Annotated in this window: 15 protein-coding genes; 6 read left to right on the top strand and 9 right to left on the bottom strand. The window is 74.9% G+C overall.

Annotated elements, in window-relative coordinates; all coding sequences use genetic code 11:
- The first annotated feature begins 74 nt into the window (after positions 1-74).
- Positions 75-503 (top strand): hypothetical protein, encoded by a 429-nt coding sequence (locus tag ABZ497_RS13040; RefSeq protein WP_359804743.1) that lies wholly within the window; start codon positions 75-77, stop codon positions 501-503.
- Positions 500-1,411 carry a hypothetical protein gene (locus ABZ497_RS13035; protein WP_359804741.1) on the top strand — a complete coding sequence of 304 codons (912 nt, stop codon included), beginning with the start codon at positions 500-502 and terminating at the stop codon, positions 1,409-1,411. The genes ABZ497_RS13040 and ABZ497_RS13035 overlap by 4 nt, the downstream gene beginning before the upstream one ends.
- A gap of 237 nt (positions 1,412-1,648) precedes the next feature.
- On the opposite strand, the gene ABZ497_RS13030 is transcribed toward ABZ497_RS13035, so the two are convergent.
- From ABZ497_RS13030 to ABZ497_RS13015, 4 genes are all read right to left on the bottom strand, one after another.
- Positions 1,649-4,621: a bpX6 domain-containing protein gene (locus ABZ497_RS13030; RefSeq protein WP_359804739.1), complete on the bottom strand. Its 2,973-nt coding sequence runs from the start codon at positions 4,619-4,621 to the stop codon at positions 1,649-1,651.
- Positions 4,618-6,294, bottom strand: a complete 1,677-nt coding sequence (locus ABZ497_RS13025; RefSeq protein WP_359804737.1) for a hypothetical protein — start codon at positions 6,292-6,294, stop codon at positions 4,618-4,620. The genes ABZ497_RS13030 and ABZ497_RS13025 overlap by 4 nt, the downstream gene beginning before the upstream one ends.
- 193 nt (positions 6,295-6,487) lie before the next feature.
- A complete protein-coding gene (locus tag ABZ497_RS13020) occupies positions 6,488-7,048 on the bottom strand; it encodes a hypothetical protein (RefSeq protein WP_359804735.1) in 561 nt (186 codons plus the stop codon).
- On the bottom strand, positions 7,045-8,253 hold the full coding sequence (locus tag ABZ497_RS13015) for an AAA family ATPase (protein ID WP_359804733.1): 1,209 nt from the start codon (positions 8,251-8,253) through the stop codon (positions 7,045-7,047). Before ABZ497_RS13015 ends, ABZ497_RS13020 begins: the two co-directional genes overlap by 4 nt.
- Before the next feature lie 458 nt (positions 8,254-8,711).
- On the opposite strand from ABZ497_RS13015, the gene ABZ497_RS13010 reads away from it, so the two are divergent.
- The gene (locus tag ABZ497_RS13010; protein WP_359804731.1) at positions 8,712-9,008 is read left to right on the top strand and encodes a class I SAM-dependent methyltransferase; all 297 of its coding nucleotides are present in this window, start codon (positions 8,712-8,714) and stop codon (positions 9,006-9,008) included.
- A gap of 43 nt (positions 9,009-9,051) precedes the next feature.
- Here the strand turns inward: ABZ497_RS13010 and ABZ497_RS13005 are convergent, their stop codons facing one another.
- The 4 genes from ABZ497_RS13005 to ABZ497_RS12990 all read right to left on the bottom strand — a co-directional run bounded on the left by ABZ497_RS13005 (position 9,052) and on the right by ABZ497_RS12990 (position 14,743).
- Positions 9,052-9,621, bottom strand: a complete 570-nt coding sequence (locus tag ABZ497_RS13005) for a hypothetical protein (protein ID WP_359804729.1) — start codon at positions 9,619-9,621, stop codon at positions 9,052-9,054.
- Between the two features lie 315 nt (positions 9,622-9,936).
- The gene (locus tag ABZ497_RS13000) at positions 9,937-12,033 is read right to left on the bottom strand and encodes a PQQ-dependent sugar dehydrogenase (RefSeq protein ID WP_359804727.1); all 2,097 of its coding nucleotides are present in this window, start codon (positions 12,031-12,033) and stop codon (positions 9,937-9,939) included.
- Positions 12,033-13,688 carry a glycosyl hydrolase family 8 gene (locus ABZ497_RS12995; RefSeq protein ID WP_359804725.1) on the bottom strand — a complete coding sequence of 552 codons (1,656 nt, stop codon included), beginning with the start codon at positions 13,686-13,688 and terminating at the stop codon, positions 12,033-12,035. Before ABZ497_RS12995 ends, ABZ497_RS13000 begins: the two co-directional genes overlap by 1 nt.
- Before the next feature lie 11 nt (positions 13,689-13,699).
- A complete protein-coding gene (locus ABZ497_RS12990; protein ID WP_359804723.1) occupies positions 13,700-14,743 on the bottom strand; it encodes a chitinase in 1,044 nt (347 codons plus the stop codon).
- 307 nt (positions 14,744-15,050) lie between these two features.
- Here ABZ497_RS12990 and ABZ497_RS12985 point away from each other — a divergent pair, with 307 nt between their 5' ends.
- Positions 15,051-16,502: an APC family permease gene (locus ABZ497_RS12985; protein WP_359804721.1), complete on the top strand. Its 1,452-nt coding sequence runs from the start codon at positions 15,051-15,053 to the stop codon at positions 16,500-16,502.
- A gap of 73 nt (positions 16,503-16,575) precedes the next feature.
- Here ABZ497_RS12985 and ABZ497_RS12980 read toward each other — a convergent pair whose 3' ends face one another.
- Positions 16,576-17,013: an ATP-binding protein gene (locus ABZ497_RS12980; protein WP_359804719.1), complete on the bottom strand. Its 438-nt coding sequence runs from the start codon at positions 17,011-17,013 to the stop codon at positions 16,576-16,578.
- Between the two features lie 258 nt (positions 17,014-17,271).
- Here ABZ497_RS12980 and ABZ497_RS12975 point away from each other — a divergent pair, with 258 nt between their 5' ends.
- Positions 17,272-18,117: a helix-turn-helix transcriptional regulator gene (locus ABZ497_RS12975; protein ID WP_359804718.1), complete on the top strand. Its 846-nt coding sequence runs from the start codon at positions 17,272-17,274 to the stop codon at positions 18,115-18,117.
- Between the two features lie 29 nt (positions 18,118-18,146).
- On the top strand, positions 18,147-18,332 hold the full coding sequence (locus ABZ497_RS12970) for a DUF397 domain-containing protein (protein WP_359804716.1): 186 nt from the start codon (positions 18,147-18,149) through the stop codon (positions 18,330-18,332).
- Positions 18,333-18,375: the final 43 nt, after the last annotated feature.

Here is an 18,375-nt window from a genome sequence, read left to right as displayed (position 1 = left end):
AGGCCGTCGTTATACTGATCCACGATCCGCGACGACGATCCATGATCCGCGGACGACGCCATGAAGGGGGCCGGGTGGTCGAGACGGCGAGCCGCGAGCCGGACGGTCCGACGGCCGGGCACGCGCGGTTGGGGGAGTTCTGCCGGCGGCTGACCTCCGCACCCGACTCGCTCGACCTCGGCCCGGCGGGGCACCGCCTGGTGGAACACCTCACCGCTGAGCTGCGGTCCGGCCGGTCGGCGGCGGAACTCGACGACGTGTTCGACGAGTTGGAGGAGCTGCTGCTGATGGCCGGGCACAGCGCCGGGCTCGGCTCCTTCCGCACGACCCCCGTCCCCGGCCCCGCCTACCGCGCCCTGCCGGTCTCCGGCCCGGGCCACCCGCCGCTGCACGTCCTGGCCTGCCCGCACGGCCACTGCGGCCGGGTGGAGGTGCCGGACGCCGCGCAGGCGTCGCAGTGCCGGGTGTTCGGACAGCCGCTGCGCGCGGTCGGACTCCGGTGACCAGCGCCTTCCTCGGCGCGCTGGGCGGCCGGATCGCCGAGCGCTGGGTCGCGCTGCTCGCCCTCCCCGGCCTGCTCTACCTCGCCGCCCTGACCACCGCCGGCGTCCTCGGCCAGCGCCACTGGGGCGACCTCGGCCGGCTCCGCTCACGGCTCGACGACCTGGCCGCCGCGCCCGGCTCGCACAGCGCCGCCGTGATCGCCGTCGTCGCCCTGGCCGTCCTGGTCGGCGCGGCCGCGATCGGGGCGGCCGCCCAGGCGCTGGGCACCGGGGTGGAACTGCTCTGGTGCGCCGAGGCGCGCGGCCCGCTGCTGCGCCGCCTCGCCGACCGGCGGCTGCGCCGCTGGCGCACGGCGGACGAGGCCTACCGGTCGGCCCTGCTGGCGGCGGGCCGCGCCCGGATCGCCGGCGCGGCCGACGCCGACGACCTGGCCGACACCGCGGAGCTCCGCTACGCCGAACGCAACCGCGTCGCGGCGGCCCGCCCGCGCCATCCGTTCAGCACCGGGGACCGGCTGGCCGCCCCCGGCCAACGCCTCTGGCGCGCCTACCGCCTGGACCTCGCGGCCGCCTGGCCCCATCTGTGGCTGCTCGCCGCCGACGGCACCCGCGCGGAGCTGCACACCGCCCGCCTCCAGCTGGGCGCCGCCGCCCGGCTCTGCGCCTGGGGCATCGGGTACCTGCTGCTGGGCCTCTGGTGGTGGCCGGCCGCGCCGGCGGGCGCGGCCGCCGTCGGCCTCGGCCTGCGCCGGGGGCGGGACGCCGCGGTGGCGTTCGCCGACCTCACCGAGGCACTCGCCGACCTGCACGTCCGCGAACTGGCACAGTCCCAGGGCATCGACTGCCCCGACGGCTTCGACCGCGCGGCGGGCGAACGGCTCTCCCGGGCCCTGGCCAAGGTGGACTGACCGCCCGCCGAGGCCCCGCACCGCCGCCCGGCAGCCGGCACCGGGCTCCGGCGGCGCTCCACCGGCGCTCCGGCCGGCGCCCCGGCCGGTTCCGGCGGCCGGGAGGCCGTCCCCGCCGGGGCGACGAGCCCCGTGGCGGCGCCCCCCGCGGACAGCCCAGCGGCCCTCCCCGCCCGGTGGGGGTCCACCGCGCGCCGCTCGGGGTCCACCGCGCGCCGCTCGGCGGCCGAGCAGCGGTCAGCCGGTGGTGACCCGCAGGTTGGCGAGGACGGCCGAGCCGTCGGCGGTGGTGGCGAGCACCCGGCCGGAGCGGTGCCAGAACGTCAGTGCCCCGCCGTGGTGGCGCAGGCCCACCGCCGGCAGACCGGCACCCGGCTGCCCCGCCGCCGTCGCGTTCGGGAGCAGCAGGGTCCGCGGCGGCTCCGCCTCGCTCGCGGTGCCGGTGTGGACGCGGACGGTGCCGTCAGCGGCCGGGGCGAGCGTCAGGGCCCAGTGCTCGCCGTCGACGACCGGCCCGGTCGGCGCCACGCCGTCGACGAGTCGTTCCACCGGCTCCCGGTCGGTCGACCAGCGCAGTGTGGTGCCGCCCCGGGCCGGATCGGGTTGGCCGGTCAGCAGCCGGCCGGTCGCCAGCAGCGCCGTGCCCTCGCCGAGGAGCTCGGCGTCCAGCGCGGTGCGCGAGCGCAGCTCCCAGCCGGGCTGGTCCCAGCGCCACAGCTCCGTCAGCACGCCACCCCCGGGCAGCCGGGAGGCGACGACGGACGCGCAGGACGTGGGCGTGCGCACCAGCGGGCCGACGGGCCGCTGCTCGCCACCGAGCTCCCGCCACACCACGGTCGGGCGCGCGGCCAGGGTGTCGAGGACGGCGATGCCCTCCTCGTCCCGGGTCAGCAGCTGTCGGCCGTCGAAGGACGGCACGAGCCCGCGCACCCGTAGCGTGCCCCAGTACCGGACGGCGCGGGTGCCGAGGTCCAGCCGGGAGATCTCGCGGACCTGCCCGTACCGGGCCACCAGCAGGGCGGCGCCGCCGTGGTCGGCCAGGACGAGTTCGTCCGCCGGGACGTCCCAGCGGGCCTTCACCCGGCCGTCGGGCCCGAGCAGTCGCACCCCCGCCTGGCCGCAGGCCACCAGCAGCAGGCCCGACTCCAGCCGCGCCGCGTCCAGGACCGGGAGCGTCCCGGGCCGGTCCACGAAGGCCCACTCGTGCCCGGCGTCGGCCGTGGGAGGGGCGGGCCGGCGCGGTCGCGGCAGATCCGCCGCGACCAGCGGGTCGGCTCGCCTCGCCAGCTGCTCGAACAGGGCGGTCTCGGTGCGCTGGTCGAGCGGGGCGCCGGAGCCGCCGGCCCCGCCGAAGCCGCCATCGCGGACCACGGCGCGGAGCGCCGTCGTGGCGAGTTCGCGGTCGTTCGCCGGGTCCGCGCCCGGCAGTCCGGCCAGCGCACCGGCCAGCGCGGACCGGCCGGTCGCCCGGCCGCGGCCGGCGTCGGTGGCGCCGGCGTCATCGGTGGTGCCGGTGTCATCGGTGGTGCCGGTGTCGTCGCCGGCGTCCTCCAGGACGGCCAGCGCGAGCGCCCGGGTCGCCTCCCCCGCGCCGAGGGCCAGCAGGTGGGCGAGTGCCCGGCCGCGCGCCGGGCCGCCGAGCGCGACCGCGTCCCGCAGGTCGGCGGCCACCGAGGGGCGCAACTCCTCGTCCGGCCAGGCGGCTTCGACCGCGCCCAGTCGGTCGCCGCCCGCGCGGCAGTGCTCGACCCAGGCGGCCCGCAGCTCACGCCCGGCCCCCGGGTCATCGGCGCTCAGCCGCTCGACGGCGTCGGCGAAGGCGGCCCGCCGGTGCGCCGTCCGGACCGCCCGCGCGCGCTCACCCGCCCGCCACCAGAGCCGCACCACCAGATCGGCGGCCAGCCCACGGCCCTCGGCGAGTTCGGCGGCCTGAGCGGTCCGGCCGTGCCGGTCCAGCAGGGCGACCGCCTCGGCCGGGGCGTCCAGCAGGTCGGCGAGCACGAACGCCGCCTCGTCGATCCGCCCCTCCCGCTCCAGCGCGGTGGCGGCCTGCCGGTAGAGACCGGCCAGGTGCTGCTGCACGGTCGGCCCGGACATCGGCGAGACGCCCGCCGGGCCGCCGGTGACCGGGGTCGGCCGCAGCGCGCCCGCGAAGCGCCGGGGCAGGCCGAGCGAGAGCCACCCCTGCTCGGTGGGGCGGGATTCGCCGGCGAGCCGGAGCGCGTCGCGCAGCGCGTCGTCCCAGCGGCGCTGCTCGAAGGCGCGGGTCAGCTCCCGCAGGTAGCGGGCGTGGCGGCCGTGGACCAGCCGGCCGGCGGGGCTGCGCACGACGAGCCGGGCGAGCAGCCCCCGCAGCAGCGGCCGCCGGGTGCGGACCGGCCGGCCGCCCGCCGGGCGCGCGGCGGAACCGCCAGTTCCGGCGGACGTGCCCCGGGCGGCCCAACTGCCCCGGGCGAGGAGGGCGGTGACGGCCACCGCGAGCAGGACCCCGCCGGGGTGGAAGCCGCGGTCCACGATCAGCTGGGCGAACCGGACGACCAGGAACACGGCGACGACGACGATGAGGACGGCCGCCGCCATGAACGCCACCGGGCCGGACCCGTCCCCCCAGCGGGGCAGCCGAAGCCGGCCGAACCACCGGGCGGCCCGGGACAGGCCCGGGAGGCGGACCCGCCGACCGCCGCCGGGCGGAGCCGCCTCGGTCAGACGGCGGGCGCGCTCGGAGCGGGCCCCGACGCCGGCCGCCGCCCGCAGGTCGGGCCGGGCGGGCCGGGGCAGGTCCTCGACGACGGGCGCGGGCTCGGCCACCGCACCGACCGGCGCGAGCCGGTGGAGGGTGAGTCCGGCCGGGTCGAGCCAGTCCGAGGGGTCCAGCGGCGGCAGTTCGGCGATCGGGAGCGTCGTCACCGCCCCCGCCACGGGGAGGACGAGCCGGCCCGTCGGCACCGGGGCGCCCTCGGCGCCGACGGCGGCCAGCCCGCCGCCGGGCAGGCGCCGCACGGGCAGTCCGGGTGCGCGGTCCGCCCGGGCCTCGACCGGCTCGGCGAGGACGAGCAGCCAGCGGCCGTCCGGGAGCGCGCGCAGCTCGGCGCCGTCCGCCCAGTGGGCCAGGACGCGCTCGGCGGCCTCGGCCGCGCCGATCACCGGGACGTCCAGGACGAAGCCGGCCGCGGCCACGGTGGCGCGGAACGCGGCGGCGGTGGCGCTCACTGGTCGCTCCCGAGGTGGTAGAGGACGCGGCCGGTGTTGGCGTCGCCGATGACGATCCGGCCCGGGCGCGGTTCGGCGGCGAGCAGGGGCAGGGTCGGGTGGACGGCGGCCGGACTGACGCCGCCGGAGAAGCGGCCGAGCGTGCGGGTGCCGTCCGGCCGGATGCTGCGCACCTGCCGGCCGTCGAGGGTGCAGGTGATCAGCGCCGGCACCGCGCCCTGGTGGACCAGGCCGACCACCTCGGCCCGCTCCCGGAACGAGAGCCGTACCCGGCCGCCCTGCCGGGGCTGCACCACCCAGTTCCTGCCGTCCTCGGACCAGGCCTGGGTGGTGCCGCCGTGCACGACGTGCCGGGCCCGCTCCGCCTCGGGCAGCAGCGGGTGCGGGAACAGCCGCCGCTCGCGGACCCGCTGGAAGCCGCGCTCCTCCGCGCCGGGGGCCAACGGCCCGTCGTCGCGGGCGCTCCCGCCTCGCTCGATCCGCCACCACCGGCCGCCCAGCGGGCAGAGCAGGTCGTCGCCGTCGCGCAGCACCGGCCGGAGCGGGCCGGTGCACACGGGTTCCAGGACGGCCCGGTCGAGCCCGAGGGCGGCCAGCTCGACGGTGAACTCGCCGCTCGCCCCGAGCGGGCGGCCACTGACGTACGGGAGGAGCCGCTCCCCCCTGAGGTGGAGGGCGATCAGGCGCCGGCCGATGCGGCCCGCCGCGACCACCGGCCCGTGCAGGTGGTGGCGGCGGGTCCGGATCGCGCCGTCGTGCTCCGGCCCGGCACCGGGCAGGTTGGCCGCGAGCAGGGTGGCGGTGTTCCGGCCCCTCAGCAGGAGTGTGCGGGCGTCGGTGGTGAAGACCGGCTGCGCCCGCCCGGTCGCCCCGACCGGAACGGCGACCACCGCCGGCGCGGCCCGGCGGAACTCGGCGCCGCGCAGCGCCCGGACGGCGATCGGCGCCGGGGGCAGCGGCAGCTCGACGGACGTCCGCGCGAGGCGCACGGTGACGCGGACGGCGCCGTCGGCGCTCCAGCCGCTCGGCTCGCTCGCCAGCACGTGCTGGCGGGAGGCGAGCCGGTCGGCCAGCCGGGGCGAGGTGAGCAGCCAGGACCGGTCGGCGTCGTCCAGCCCCTGCCGGGCCCGCCGGACGTCCTCGGGCGTCGGGTCGGTGTGCCGGCGGGCGGCGAGCCAGCGCGGCAGCAGCTCCGGGAGGTCCCCGGTGAGCCACTGGCCGGGCGGGTCACCCAGGATGCCGACGACCAGTTCGGTGCCGCGCGCGGCTGCCCGGCGGTGCAGGACCAGCAGCGCGGCGAGCTGGACGAGCCGCCCGGCGCCCGCCTGGGCAGGGCCGGTGTCGGCCAGCGCGACGATCCGGCCGCGTACCGTCGGGGCGCGGAACTCGGGTGCCAGGTGCAGGAGTTCACCCTCGGCCAGGCGGCGCAGGAACTCGTCGGGGGCTTCGTCGGCCAGCAGCCACTCGGAGGGCAGCAGTTGGTCGGGCCGACCGGACCGGGCGAGGCCGCCGTGCCCGTCCGGGGTGCCGCGGTCGTCGACGGCGGGCTCACGCTCGCCGATCAGGGCATCCAGGCGGCGCAGCAACGGGCCCAGCGCGACGGCGAGTTCCGGCGTCAGCGCGGACAGACCGGCGGCCCAGGGGGCCAGCGCGGCGGGGAGTCGGGCGGTCATCGCAGGACACTCCCGCAGGACGGGCCCGGGGCGCTCGGGGCGCGACGGACGGCGGGAGTGGGCGCGGGGGCGGGCACGGCCCCGACACCGGGGAACAGGCAGCCGCACCCTGGCGCGGCGGCGCCCGGACGCCGACGGCGGGTTCGCGCGGCCGGCCCGGGGTGGCCCGGCGGGACGGCCGTGGGTCGGGCGGTCATCGCGGGCCACCCCCGGCGGCCGGTTCCGGCGCCGCCGGGGTGGACGCGTCCTCGGTGGAGCCCGTGTAGGGGTCCAGTGCGGCGGGGTCGGTGGTCGGGGGCGGCGGGTCGGCGACCAGGGCGTGCCCGGGGAGCAGGACGCAGAGCCGGTCGCCCTCGGCACCGACGGCCCGGCGCCAGAGCGCCGCGGCGGGCCGGGGGCGCGCGGTGGTGGGTACCAGGACGCCGGCGTCGAGGCCCAGGTAGCGGGCGCCGTCCGCCCAGGGCAGGTCGGCCTCGGCGCCGAGCACCAGCAGCGCGCCGTCGCCGGCGACCACGCCGAGCCGGGCACCGCCGGCGAGCCGTTCGCGCGCGGCCACGGCCAGGGCGGCCACGGCATCGCCCAGGGCGAGTACGGCGGCGGCGGGCAACGGCGGCTCGCGGCGCTCCCAGCGCAGTGCGACGGACGGCGGGACGGACGGCGGGACGGACAGCGGAACGGACAGCGGAACGGACAGCGGGACGGACGGCGAGCCGGGCAGCGAACCGGACGGCGGGGCGGTGACGGTACCGGTCATGCGGGCGCGACCGCCGCGACCAGCTCGGCACGTATCCCGGCCAGGGCCCCGGACAGGTCGGCCGGGTCGAACCCGGCGTCGATCTCCCGCAGCGCGGCCTCCAGCCGCAGCCGGGAGTCCCGCCCCTCGGGGAGGGTGCGGTGCGCGGCCAGCAGCTGCGCACCGGTGCGGACGAGCCGCTCGGCCCGGGCCGCCGAGCTGCGCGACAGCTCCTCGGCGGCGTGCGCCAGGCTGCGGTTGGCGGCCTTCTCGACCAGGTCGGCGAGGGTGTCGCGGGCCTGCGCCTGGGCGTCGGCGGTGGGGGCGACCAGCGGCAGCACCCACAGGTCGCGGACCGAGGCCGCCGTCCGGCCGTCGAGCACGGCGGCCGCGGCGACGAGCTTCTGCGACCGGACCGCCCGCCGGTCGCTGATCGGCACGCCCGCGGCGCGCAGCCGGCGCAGCGCGGCGGCGACCAGCGGGGTGACCTCGTCGAGGTCGCAGGCCCGGGCGGCGGCGGCCAGCCGGTCGAGCGCGCCGAGCCGGTCGGCCGCGGCCGCGAGGCCGGTCGGGCCCATCGGATCGCCCGAACCGGCGAGGTCGCGCGGGTGGAGTGGGGACGCCGCCGGCCGGCGGCCGGCCTCCAGCAGTTCCTCCAGCCGCGCGTCCGCCACCGGCTCGACGAAGACCCGGGCCAGGAAGCGGTCCGCGAAGGCGGCGAGCGCCGGGTCGTCCGGCAGGTGGTTGGCCGCGCCCACGCAGACCCGCAGCGGGCTGTGCAGCACGGTGCCGCCGCGCCGGAAGACCCGCTCGTTGAGCAGGCCGAGCAGGGTGTTGAGGACGGCGGTGGAGCCGAGGAACACCTCGTCGAGGAAGGCGATCTCGGCCTCGGGAAGCATCCCGGCGGTCTCGAACTCGATCCGGCCCTCGCGCAGTCGACGCAGGTCGACCGGGCCGAACAGCTCGTTGGGCTCGGTGAACCGGCCGAGCAGGTACTCGAAGTAGCGGCCGCCGAGCTGCCCCGCGATCCGGCGGACCGCCTCGGACTTGGCCGTGCCCGGCGCGCCGACGACCAGCAGGTGCTCGCCAGCCACCGCGCACAGGACCACCACTTCGGCCACGGTCTCGCGGTCGATCATGCCCTGCCCGGCGGCGGCCACGGCGTGCCCGATCAGCTCGGCGTCGGCGGCGGCATGGGCGGTTGCGGTGGCGCTGGTCTCGGTCACGAGCACCGGAGTCTACGGGCGGCTCCGCGGCGCCCACCAACCGGTTTCCGGGCTACCCGCCCGCGGCATCCGGACCCCCACGGGTTCGCTGCTCACCGCTGTCGGAGTGATGCGGGCCGGCCGCTCCTTCACTCTCGGGCCTCACGGCAGGCCCGTGTCGGACAGGCTGCGAATCCGCTCGGTCGCCTTCTTCCGGGAGTAAGGCCCCGACCGCCCGACGAGGTGGGCACTCATTGGGTCAGTGAACTGCCCCGGCGCGTGTCCGGAGGACGTCACTGACCTCGGCACTTCAAGGCCTCGGGTGGTGGAAGGTCGAGGTTGGCGGAGAGCCGATATTCCTCCCGTGTCGTGCTCCTCGGGGTTGGTCTCTGCGGGGCCTGCGGTGGCCTCCGGCTCCAGCCCGGAGGCAGCCGAAACGGTGTCGCTCCGCGTGCCGGGGGCCGTTACCGTGCACCCTTGTGAATCCTGAAGATCCGAAGGACTTGGTCCGGCGCGGGTACGACTTGCTCTCCGTTCAGTACGAGCGCGCGTTCGGCAGCGAGACGAAGTACGGATCATGGATCGAGGATCTGCTCGGTCGGCTTCCGGATGCGGGCGCGGTACTGGATGTGGGGTGCGGGACCGGAGTTCCCGTGGCCCGGTCGCTCGCCGCGGCAGGGCACCGCGTCACGGGCGTCGACATCAGCGGTGTCCAGGTCCAGCGGGCTCGGGAGCTGGTACCGGGCGCGGGGTTCGAGGCACCGCCGCACCGATGAGGGAGCCGGCGGGGCGGGGGCCTCATCGGTGCGGACCGGCGGATCAGGCCTGCCAGTGCGGCTTGCCGCTGACCATGCGGCAGTAGATCACCCGGCCGCCGGCCTCGTGGGTGCTCTTGCCCAGGTCGGCGTCGCGGCAGAACTGGCCCGCCTTGTAGCAGTTGCCGGCATTGGAGCGGATCTCGCAGTCGTCGGCGGCCGCCTTGGGCTGCGCGGTCGGTTCCGGGTCCGTCGGCGGCTTCGCGGTGGTCGCCTTGGGCTCCGGCGCGGCCTTGGTGACGGGCGGCTGCGTCTTGGGCGCGGCCGACTGGGGCCTGGCCGTGGTCGGCGCGGATGCGGGCTCCGCGGGCGGCACCGGCGTGGTCACCGCCGACGGGGTCACCACCGGCGCGGGCTCGGGCGCGGTGACCACCGGTGCGGGGGTGGCCGGCGGGACGGTGGCGACGGGTGCGGCCGGCGCCGTGACGGCGGGCGGGGAGGCGGCGGTCGTGGCGCCGTCGGCCGGCGTCGGGTCACACCCGGTCAGCGCGAGACCGACGGTGAGGACGAGTCCGGCGACGGCGGCCAGACCGCGACGGCCGCCGCGCGTGCGTGCGGCCGTGCGGGACGACATTCGTGCGGACGTGCGTGAGGGCAGGGGAGACATGAGGGGAGACGCTCCGATCCGATGAAAAGATGTTCGGGATTCAATCAGGGCGACCACACGCCACAAGCACATCCCGCACACTTCGTTGGCAGATCGAGACCTTGCGACCACGGAGAGCAACCGGGCCGCCCGGCGCCGATCACCCACGGTCGACCGGCCCCCACGCCCGTCCGGCCCGCGCGCCGCCGAGGCCATGGCGGCCCCGCCCCGCGTAGGCCGTCGCGGCCCGGGCCCGGAGGAGTCTCCGGGCCCGGGCCGTCACGTTGCGGAGGCCCCGCGCCGCTAGCCGATCGAGATCGTGAAGACCTTGTCGGCCCCGTCGGCCGCCCCGCCGTTGTTGTCGGCGTTGGTGGTGGTGAGCCAGATCCGGTCGGCCCCGGGCACCTTGGACACCGTCCGCAGCCGGCCGTAGGCGCCGACGTAGTACGCGGTCGGCGTCCCGACGTTCTCGGTGTTCCCGTCGATCGGGATGCGCCACATCCGCTCACCGCGCAGCGCCGCCATGTAGACCACGTTGCGCACGATCGCGATCCCGCTCGGCGAGGCCTCGTTGACCGGCCAGCTCGCCTTGGGGTCGGTCATCCCGGCCACCCCGCAGGTGCCCTCGCAGGTGGGCCACCCGTAGTTGGCCCCGGGCTTGACCAGGTTGAGCTCGTCCCGCTTCGAGTCGCCGAACTCCGCCTCCCAGAGCCGTCCGTCGCGGTCGAACGCCAGGCCCTGCGGGTTGCGGTGGCCGTAGCTGTAGACGTAGTTGCCGAACGGGTTGCCGGGGGCCGGCTTGCCGTCGGTGGTCAGCCGCAGGATCTTCCCGTTGAGCGAGTTCTTGTCCTGGGCCAGCGAGGACGTCTGGGCGTCACCGGTCGACGCGTACAGGTACCCGTCGGGGCCGAAGGCCAGCCGGCCGCCGTTGTGGTAGCGGTTCTTCTTGATGCCCTGGAGCAGCACCTTGTAGCCGCTCAACGTGGAGCCGTTGTACGTCATCCGCACGATCCGGTTGCCCTCGGCGGCGGTGTGCATGAGGTACACGTAGTGGTTGCCCGCCCAGTCGGGGTCGACGGCGATGCCGAGCAGGCCGCCCTCCCCGTCGGTGGTGACGGCGTTGGGCACGGTGCCGACCGCCGTCTTGGCGCCGCCCGTGGTGAGCCGGAAGACCTTGAAGCTGTCCCGCTCGGTGACCAGCGAGGTGGTGCCGTCCGGCAGCCAGGCGATGCCCCAGGGAATCGTCCACCCCGTGGAGAGGGCGCTCGGGGAGCCCGGGACGCCGCCGTCGGCCGGGCAGGCGCCGGTGGTGAAGGAGACGGGGTCGGACGGCGCCGAGTAGTTGCCCGCGGTGTCCCGGGCGACCACCGAGAGCGTGAACGGCGCGTCGCAGGCGAGCCCGGTGACCGCCGCCGAGGTGGCCGGAGGGGTGCCGGTGACGCTCTTCACGACGGCGGAGCCGCTGCGGATCTCGTACCCGACCACGCCCTTGTCGTCCGTCGCGGCGCCCCAGGTCAGAGTGGCGCCGGTGGCGGTGACGGCCGAGACGGTCGGGGTGCCCGGCCGGCCGGGCGCCGGGTCGGTACCCGCCGTGGTGGTGCAGTCGACGGCGACGCTGGCCGGCGAGGCGTTGCCGGAGGCGTCCCGGGCGATCACGGTGAGGTTGTAGGTGGTGGCCGGGGCCAGCCCGGTGAGCTGCCGGGAGGTCGCGGTGCCCGGCGCCTCGGCGAGTTTGTTGCCGTGCTCGTAGATGTCGTAGGCGGTGACGCCGACGTCGTCGCCGGCGGCTCCCCAGCCCAGCGTCAGAGCGTTCGGCCCGACGGCGGAGCAGCTCGGCGCACCGGGACGGCTCGGCGGGGTGGTGTCGGCCGCCGCGCCCACCCGGAGGCGGTCGAGGTTGGGGCCGCCGTCGGCGGTGGTGGCGGTGGCCCGGATCCGGTTGGCGCCGGCGGCGAGGGCGACGCCGACGGTCTTCTCCGCCCAGGTGTCCCAGTCGGCGGTGGGCGGGAAGGCGACACCGGCGGCGACGACCTTCCCGTTGACCGCGATGTCCATCGGGCGGTTCGCCGTACCGGCGTTGGCGTACCGGAAGGTCAGCGAGGCGGTCCCGGCCGCGGTGGCGCTCACCGTGAACTCGACGGCGGAGCCGGTGGTGTTGGTGTAGTCGACGAAGCCGGTCCCGGTGTACCCGGTGTGGTTGGTGGCCGTCTTCGCCTGCGCGAGCACGGCGTCCTCGGCCTGGTAGTCGGTGCTCGCCGCCGTGGCGGCGGTCGCCGCGGGCGGCGCCGCCACGGCCCCCAGGACCAGGGCGGCCGCGGCGAGCGCCGCTCCGCCGGCCCGGGCGAGCGCCGTCCGCCGGTGCGCCGCGGCTGTCGTGCGCGGGTGTCCGGTGTCGGTCATCACGGCACCCAGTAGTTTCCGGAGGCGACGATCATCGACTGCAGCTGCACGCTGCCGCCGTAGTAGAGGGCCGGGTCGATCGCGGTGCCGGCCAGCTTGGCCCAGAGCGCGTCCAGCCAGGCCTGCGAGCCCGGGTCGGTCATCGCGGTGACCACGAACGGCGCGGTGAAGGCCATGTCTCGGCCGTTCTCGAAGACCGTGCCGTTCAGCTTGTAGCCGGTGGCGATGTTCGCCGGGTCGCCGCCCGTCTTGCCCTTGATCCAGGTGTTGATCTTTCGCGCCGAGGCGAGCGAGGCGGCGTCCCCGCTGGTGACGGCGTCCGCGCCGATCCGCCACGGGTCGCGGCAGGCGTTCCAGCTGTAGTCCCCGTCGTTGGGGCTCTCCAGCACCTCGCCGGCGGCGGGCTTGGCGGTGCCGTTGGTGTTGACCACGAAGTCGGCGAGCAGCCCGGTGTTCGGGGCGTAGCCGCTCTGCTGCTTGGTGATCAGGTTCTGGTGGGCGGTGCGGACGGTGTCCCAGGTGGTGTCGCCGGTCGCGGCCCGGAAGGCGCGGAAGTGGTCGATCATCCAGTCCGAGGAGCGGGTGATGTAGTAGGTGGAGTCGCCCGAGGTGGACCAGTCGCCGAGCCGCATCAGGTGGGTCGTGGGGTTGACCTCACTGGCCTTGATCGCGTTGATGTGCTTGACGGCCAGGCCCTTGTAGTCGTACGTCCCGCCGCTGCCCCACTGCCGGTCGGCGAGCAGCAGCCCGTACGCGACGTCCAGGTCCCCGTCGGTCGCCGAGTCGGAGCCGTTGACGCTGCGGCAGGAGGAGTCCTGCTCGGCGGCGAGGAGGTTGGCGTTGTTCACCGACGGGTGGGCGAGCACGAACTTCACCATGCCGTCGAAGACCGTCCGCGCGTTGGCGTCCGCACCGGCCATCAGCGCGGTGACCACCATGCCGTAGCCCTGGCCCTCGGCGACGTACGGGTGGTCGGCGTCCGGCGAGATGGTCTCGTACCAGCCGTTGCCGCAGTTCTGCCGGACGAAGGCGGCCTTCCAGGCGTTGTACTTGTCGATCACCTGCTGGTCGGTCACGGACTGCGCGCCGGAGGGCTTGAGGGTGCCGGCCGCGTACGGGTAGCGGTGGCTGCCGAACGGCACCGCGGGGCCGCCCGGGGCCGGGCCGCTGCCGAGGTCGGCGTCCAGGTAGTCCAGGTTGGCCGTGCCGCCGGTGGTGGTGGAGGTGAGCCGGATCCGGTTGGCCCCGGCGGTGAGCCGGACGGTCAGCGTCGAGGTCGCCCAGGTGTCCCAGCTCCCGGTGGACGGGAAGGCCCGGGCCGGCTCGACCGTGGCGCCGTTGACGGCCACGGCCGCCGGGCGGTTCGCGGTGGTCCCGTTGGAGTAGCGGATGCCGAGCACGGCGTTGCCCGCGCTCGCCGCGTCGACCGTGAACTCGACCCAACTGCCTGTGGCGTTGTCGGTGTTGACGAATCCGGTGCCGGAGTAGCCGCTGTGGTTGGACTCCACCACGCCCTGCGACAGGCCCGCGCCCTCCGCCTCGTAGCGGACCGGCGCGGCCGAGGCCGGCGGGGCCGCGAGCAGCCCGGCGGCCAGGCCGGCCCCCGCGAGCAGGGCCGCGGCGCGGCCGCGGTGTCTGGTGCTCGGTCGTGTCATCGGAATGCCCCTCAGCCCTGGTACTGGACGACGATCTTGGTGAACTCGTACGGGGACTGCGCGACGCCGCTGCAGGCGTCGGCGTCCGTGCCGGAGCCGCAGGCGCGGTCGCGGTTGACCGACCAGAAGGCGTACCGGGCCAGGTGGTGCTGCTGCGCGTAGCCGAGGATGGTCCGGAAGTCGGCGGTGGTGACCGTCTCGCCCGCCTCGTCGGTCTTCCCGTTCATCGAGGAGACGCCGATGTGCCGGTACGCGGCGTCGTCACCGTAGCCGTAGGCGCTCTTGACCGCCGCCTTCAGGCCCTCCAGCGCGCTGACCGAGGCCTGGCCCATCGGGCCGGTGTGGCCGCCGAAGTCGAACGGCATGATCACCCAGCCGTCGTTGGCGAGGCCGGCCTGCGCGCCGCGCTTGATCAGGTCCCTCCCGGTGGCGTCCGGGCCGCTCGGGGTGGTGCCCATGGTCACGTAGGTGACGATGCCCCGGTTCTTGGTCTTGACGATCTTCAGTGCGTCGACGACGCGCTGACGGACCGTCGCGTTGGAGAACTCGGTGTCCTCGATGTCGATGTCCAGCGCCTTGAGCTTGTAGGCGTCGATCACCTTCTGGTACGCGCCGGCGAGCGCGCTCGCGCTGGAGCACTTCTCGCCCAGCTTGTTGCCGCTCCAGCCGCCGACCGAGATCACCACGTCGCCGCCGGCCGCCCGGATGGACTTGATCGCCGCTTCGTCGGACCCACCGGTCAGCGCCCGGCTGCCGTCCCACTTGGGGTTGCAGCCGCCGTCGGAGAGGACGAACGCGAGGGTGAACCACTTCACCCCGGTCGCCTTCATCACGTCGGTGGGCTTCTGCGGGCTGCCCCAGCCCAGGTACTCGTACGGCGCGGCGGCCATCGCGGGCACGGCCGCCGCCGCGGCGGGAGCGGCCGGGGCGGCTTGGGCGGCTGACGCGGCCGGGGCGGCTGTCGCGGTGGTCGCCGAGGCCAGCAGCAGGGCGGCCGAGCCGAGGACGGCGGCCACCGACGGGGCGGTCGGGCGGACTCCGATAGATATGGGCATGCCAACTCACTTTCGCCGATCCACCGCCTGCGACGGCGGATCGAGGGGGAGACGGGCGAGGCGGAGGGGGGAGCGAGGCGGAGGGAGGAGCGGAGCACTCGGGGCGGACGGCGGCGACCACAGCGGGCGCCTACAGAATCGGGGCGGCGCGGCGCGCGGTCAATGGCTTTCGTTAGGAAAGTTTCCCAACTGTCACCGGAGTAACCCCCTTGCCGGCCGAGCGGCTTGACGAAATAAGTAATGCTCCCTAACTTGAACCCCCCGGCACCCCGCCCGGCGCCCCACTCCCCCACGCTCGGAGGCCCCGGTGTCCCCCGGCCTTACCCGAAGAATCGGCCTCTTCCAGGCCACCGCGCTCAACATGAGCCAGATGTGCGGCATCGGCCCCTTCGTCACGATCCCGCTGATGGTCGCGGCCTTCGGCGGCCCGCAGGCCGTCATCGGCTGGATAGCCGGCGCCGTCCTGGCCCTCGCCGACGGCCTGGTCTGGGCCGAACTCGGCGCCTCCCTGCCGGGAGCCGGCGGGACGTACGTCTACCTGCGCGAGGCCTTCCAGTACCGGACCGGGCGACTGATGCCGTTCCTCTTCGTCTGGACGGCCATGCTCTTCATCCCGCTGATCATGTCCACCGGCGTGGTCGGCTTCGTCCAGTACCTCGGCTACCTCTGGCCCGGCATGACGAGCGGCCAGGGCGATCTGGTCGGGATCGCGTTCTGCGCGCTGGTGGTGCTCCTGCTCTGGCGGCGGGTCGAGAACATCGCCCGGCTCACCACCGTGATGTGGGGGGTGATGATCCTCTCGGTGCTCGCCGTGATCGTGGCCTGCTACACCCACTTCAGCCCGAGCCGCGCCTTCGACTGGCCCGCGCACGCCGTCGAACTCACCCACGGCCAGTTCTGGATCGGCTTCGCGGCCGGCCTCACCATCGGCATCTACGACTACCTCGGGTACAACACCGCCGCCTACGTCGGCGCCGAGGTCCGCGACCCGGGCCGGGTCCTGCCGCGCGCCATCGTGCTGTCCATCGTGGGCATCATGACCATCTACCTGCTGCTGCAGATCGGCGTCCTGGGCGCGATGGACTGGCACGCGATGCTCGACCCGGAGTCGGTGGCCTCCAAGTCGGTCGCCTCGGCGGTCCTGGAGAGCACCTGGGGCAAGGGCGCCGCCCAGGTGGTCACCGCACTGATCCTGGTCACCGCCTTCGCCTCCGTCCTCGCCGGCCTGTTCGGCGGCTCCCGGGTGCCCTACGACGCGGCACGCGACGGCGTCTTCTTCCGGGCCTTCGGCCGGCTGCACCCCAGGCACGGCTTCCCCGTCCTCGGCCTGGCCGCCATGGGCGTACTCACCGCGGCCGGCTTCCTGCTCGGCCGCCACCTCGGCGCCAGCACCGACCACCCCCCGCTGACCCTGCTGATCAACCTGCTCACCACCGTGATGGTGATCGTCCAGGCCCTCGCCCAGATCGTCGCGGTCACCGTCCTGCGCCGCCGCCAGCCCGGACTCGTCCGGCCGTACAGGATGTGGCTCTACCCGGCGCCCGGCATCGTCGCGGCCGTCGGCTGGCTGGTCATCTACGGCTACGCGGACCGCAACGCGCCCGGCTTCCACCCCATCGAGTGGTCGCTGGCCTGGGTCGTCGCGGGCTGCGGCGCCTTCCTCCTCTGGGCCCGCACCGAACGCACCTGGCCCTTCGGCCCCCGCGAGATCCGCGAGGAGTACCTGAGGCCGACCACCACGGCGGACGCCACGGCCTGACCTGTCCGTTGACGCGACGGCGGCCCCGGAGCTTCGGGGCCGCCGTCGCGTCAGCGGTCCCCTCGGGCCCGCCTCACGCGGCGCCCCACCCCTCGGGCCCGACCTCCGCCCACACGATCTTCCCGACTCCCGGGCGAGGACCACAACCCCAACGGCGCGAGAGGGACTTGACGAGGAAAAGCCCCCGCCCTGACTCGTCGTCGGAGCCACCGGCCCGGAGCACAGGCTCCCTGTCCGCCCGAGCATCGTGCACCTCGATCCGCAGCCACGAGGCGCAGACGGACATCACCAGCCGGACCCGGTTGCCGCCGGGCGTCCCGTGGAGCACGGCATTGGTCACCAGCTCCGAGACGATCAACAGCCCGGCCTCCGCGAAGCATTGGCCATCCGGGACCTCCACGAGCAGTTCTTCGAGCAGCCGCCGGGCATCACCCGGCGATCTGTCGCTGCGCAGCAGCCAGCAACTGCGCTCATGGATGACGGCGACCGGGCTTTCGGGCGTTCCGGACATGGGGGAACCACCTTCCGCATGCGGGGGATCAGGAGGCATCGGCAGACAAGGCAGACGGCGACACATGTCACCGTGCGTCATCGCTCCATCACCATCAGCATGGAGCATGGCTCAGCTCCCTCGCAAGCCATGTCGAGCAAATATGAAAACTTTCAGTTCAGATGCCAAGGTGGCGCCCATAAGCTCGGGTTGGCAGTGGCGAACCATCACCCGGGACGTGCACACTGGTGCACGGACAGCTCTGGAGGGGTTACACAGATGGCGGTTGCAGTGCCGGCTGTGCGCTACCGGCGCATCGCGGCGGAGCTCAGGAGGCTTCGGGAGCTCAAGAACCTCTCGGCCGAGGAAGTCGTCGCCCAGGTCGACGGCGTCAACCTCGTGAAGCTCAGCAGATACGAGAACGCCCGGGTCCAACTGAAGCCCGAAGTGGTCCGCGCGCTCCTCGACTTCTACGAGTGCGACGAGGAGCTGAAGGAAGTCCTGGTCGAGATCCTCCGGGACAAGCGCCGACCGGGCTGGATGGCCGGATACGAGCAGCTGAACCCGCTCTACACCGACCTGATCCGTCTCGAAGAGACAGCGATCGGCAATAGGTCATACGAGTCGGCCTATATCCCAGGATTGCTCCAGACTCGGCAGTACGCCCACGCCATCATCGCCAGCGGCGTCCTGACGAAGACCAGTGTCGAAGAGCGCGTCGAGGTCCGGATCAACCGTCAGTTCGTCCTGACTAGAGCCGAGAACCCCCTCAAGCTGTGGGCCGTCATCCACGAATCAGCCCTGACCATGGCCGCGGCCCCTGGCGTGATGGTCGACCAGCTGGACAAACTTCAGCAGTTCAGCAAGCTCCCCAACGTCAAGATTCAGATCATGCCGGCCATGGCACCGCCACACCCCGGAATGACCGGCTCCTTCGCTCTCCTGGAATTCCGGCAACGGGATCTCGATCTCGTGCTGCTCAGCGGAATGCTGAGCAGCGACTGGGTGGAGGACCCCGATCACGTCGACCTCTACCGAGCGGCATTCGACGAGATCATGGCGACCGCCCTGGATCTCGACCAGTCGTTCAACCTCATCGCAGAGAAGAGAGACAAGCTCAAGTGACCCACTTCCCCGTCGCCTCAGCCCTTCCCGTGAAATGGAAGAAGGCACTGGCCAGCAACCCGAACGACAACTGCGTCGAGTGCGGGGAACTTGAGGGCGCCATCGTGGTCCGGGACAGCAAGGACGCCCACGGCCCCGCGCTCGACTTCCCCGCCGACGCCTGGCGGGCCTTCATCGCCGGAGTCCGCTCCGGCGACTTCCCCGCCGGGAGCTGACCCTCCGGAGCAGCCGGCGGCCCCGCGCCGAATTGGCGCGAGG

The organism is Kitasatospora sp. NPDC005751 (assembly GCF_040630835.1).
In the GTDB taxonomy this organism is placed as follows: domain Bacteria; phylum Actinomycetota; class Actinomycetes; order Streptomycetales; family Streptomycetaceae; genus Kitasatospora.
This window is presented reverse-complemented; position numbering and strand designations above follow the sequence as displayed.

Bases quoted from the DNA above. Each gene is read 5' to 3' on its own strand.
- ABZ497_RS13025 (WP_359804737.1), bottom strand. From the start codon at position 6,294: ATGACCGCCCGACTCCCCGCCGCGCTGGCCCCCTGGGCCGCCGGTCTG.
- ABZ497_RS13020 (WP_359804735.1), bottom strand. From the start codon at position 7,048: ATGACCGGTACCGTCACCGCCCCGCCGTCCGGTTCGCTGCCCGGCTCG.
- ABZ497_RS13005 (WP_359804729.1), bottom strand. From the start codon at position 9,621: ATGTCGTCCCGCACGGCCGCACGCACGCGCGGCGGCCGTCGCGGTCTG.
- ABZ497_RS13000 (WP_359804727.1), bottom strand. From the start codon at position 12,033: ATGACCGACACCGGACACCCGCGCACGACAGCCGCGGCGCACCGGCGG.
- ABZ497_RS12995 (WP_359804725.1), bottom strand. From the start codon at position 13,688: ATGACACGACCGAGCACCAGACACCGCGGCCGCGCCGCGGCCCTGCTC.
- ABZ497_RS12990 (WP_359804723.1), bottom strand. From the start codon at position 14,743: ATGCCCATATCTATCGGAGTCCGCCCGACCGCCCCGTCGGTGGCCGCC.
- ABZ497_RS12980 (WP_359804719.1), bottom strand. From the start codon at position 17,013: ATGTCCGGAACGCCCGAAAGCCCGGTCGCCGTCATCCATGAGCGCAGT.
- ABZ497_RS12975 (WP_359804718.1), top strand. From the start codon at position 17,272: ATGGCGGTTGCAGTGCCGGCTGTGCGCTACCGGCGCATCGCGGCGGAG.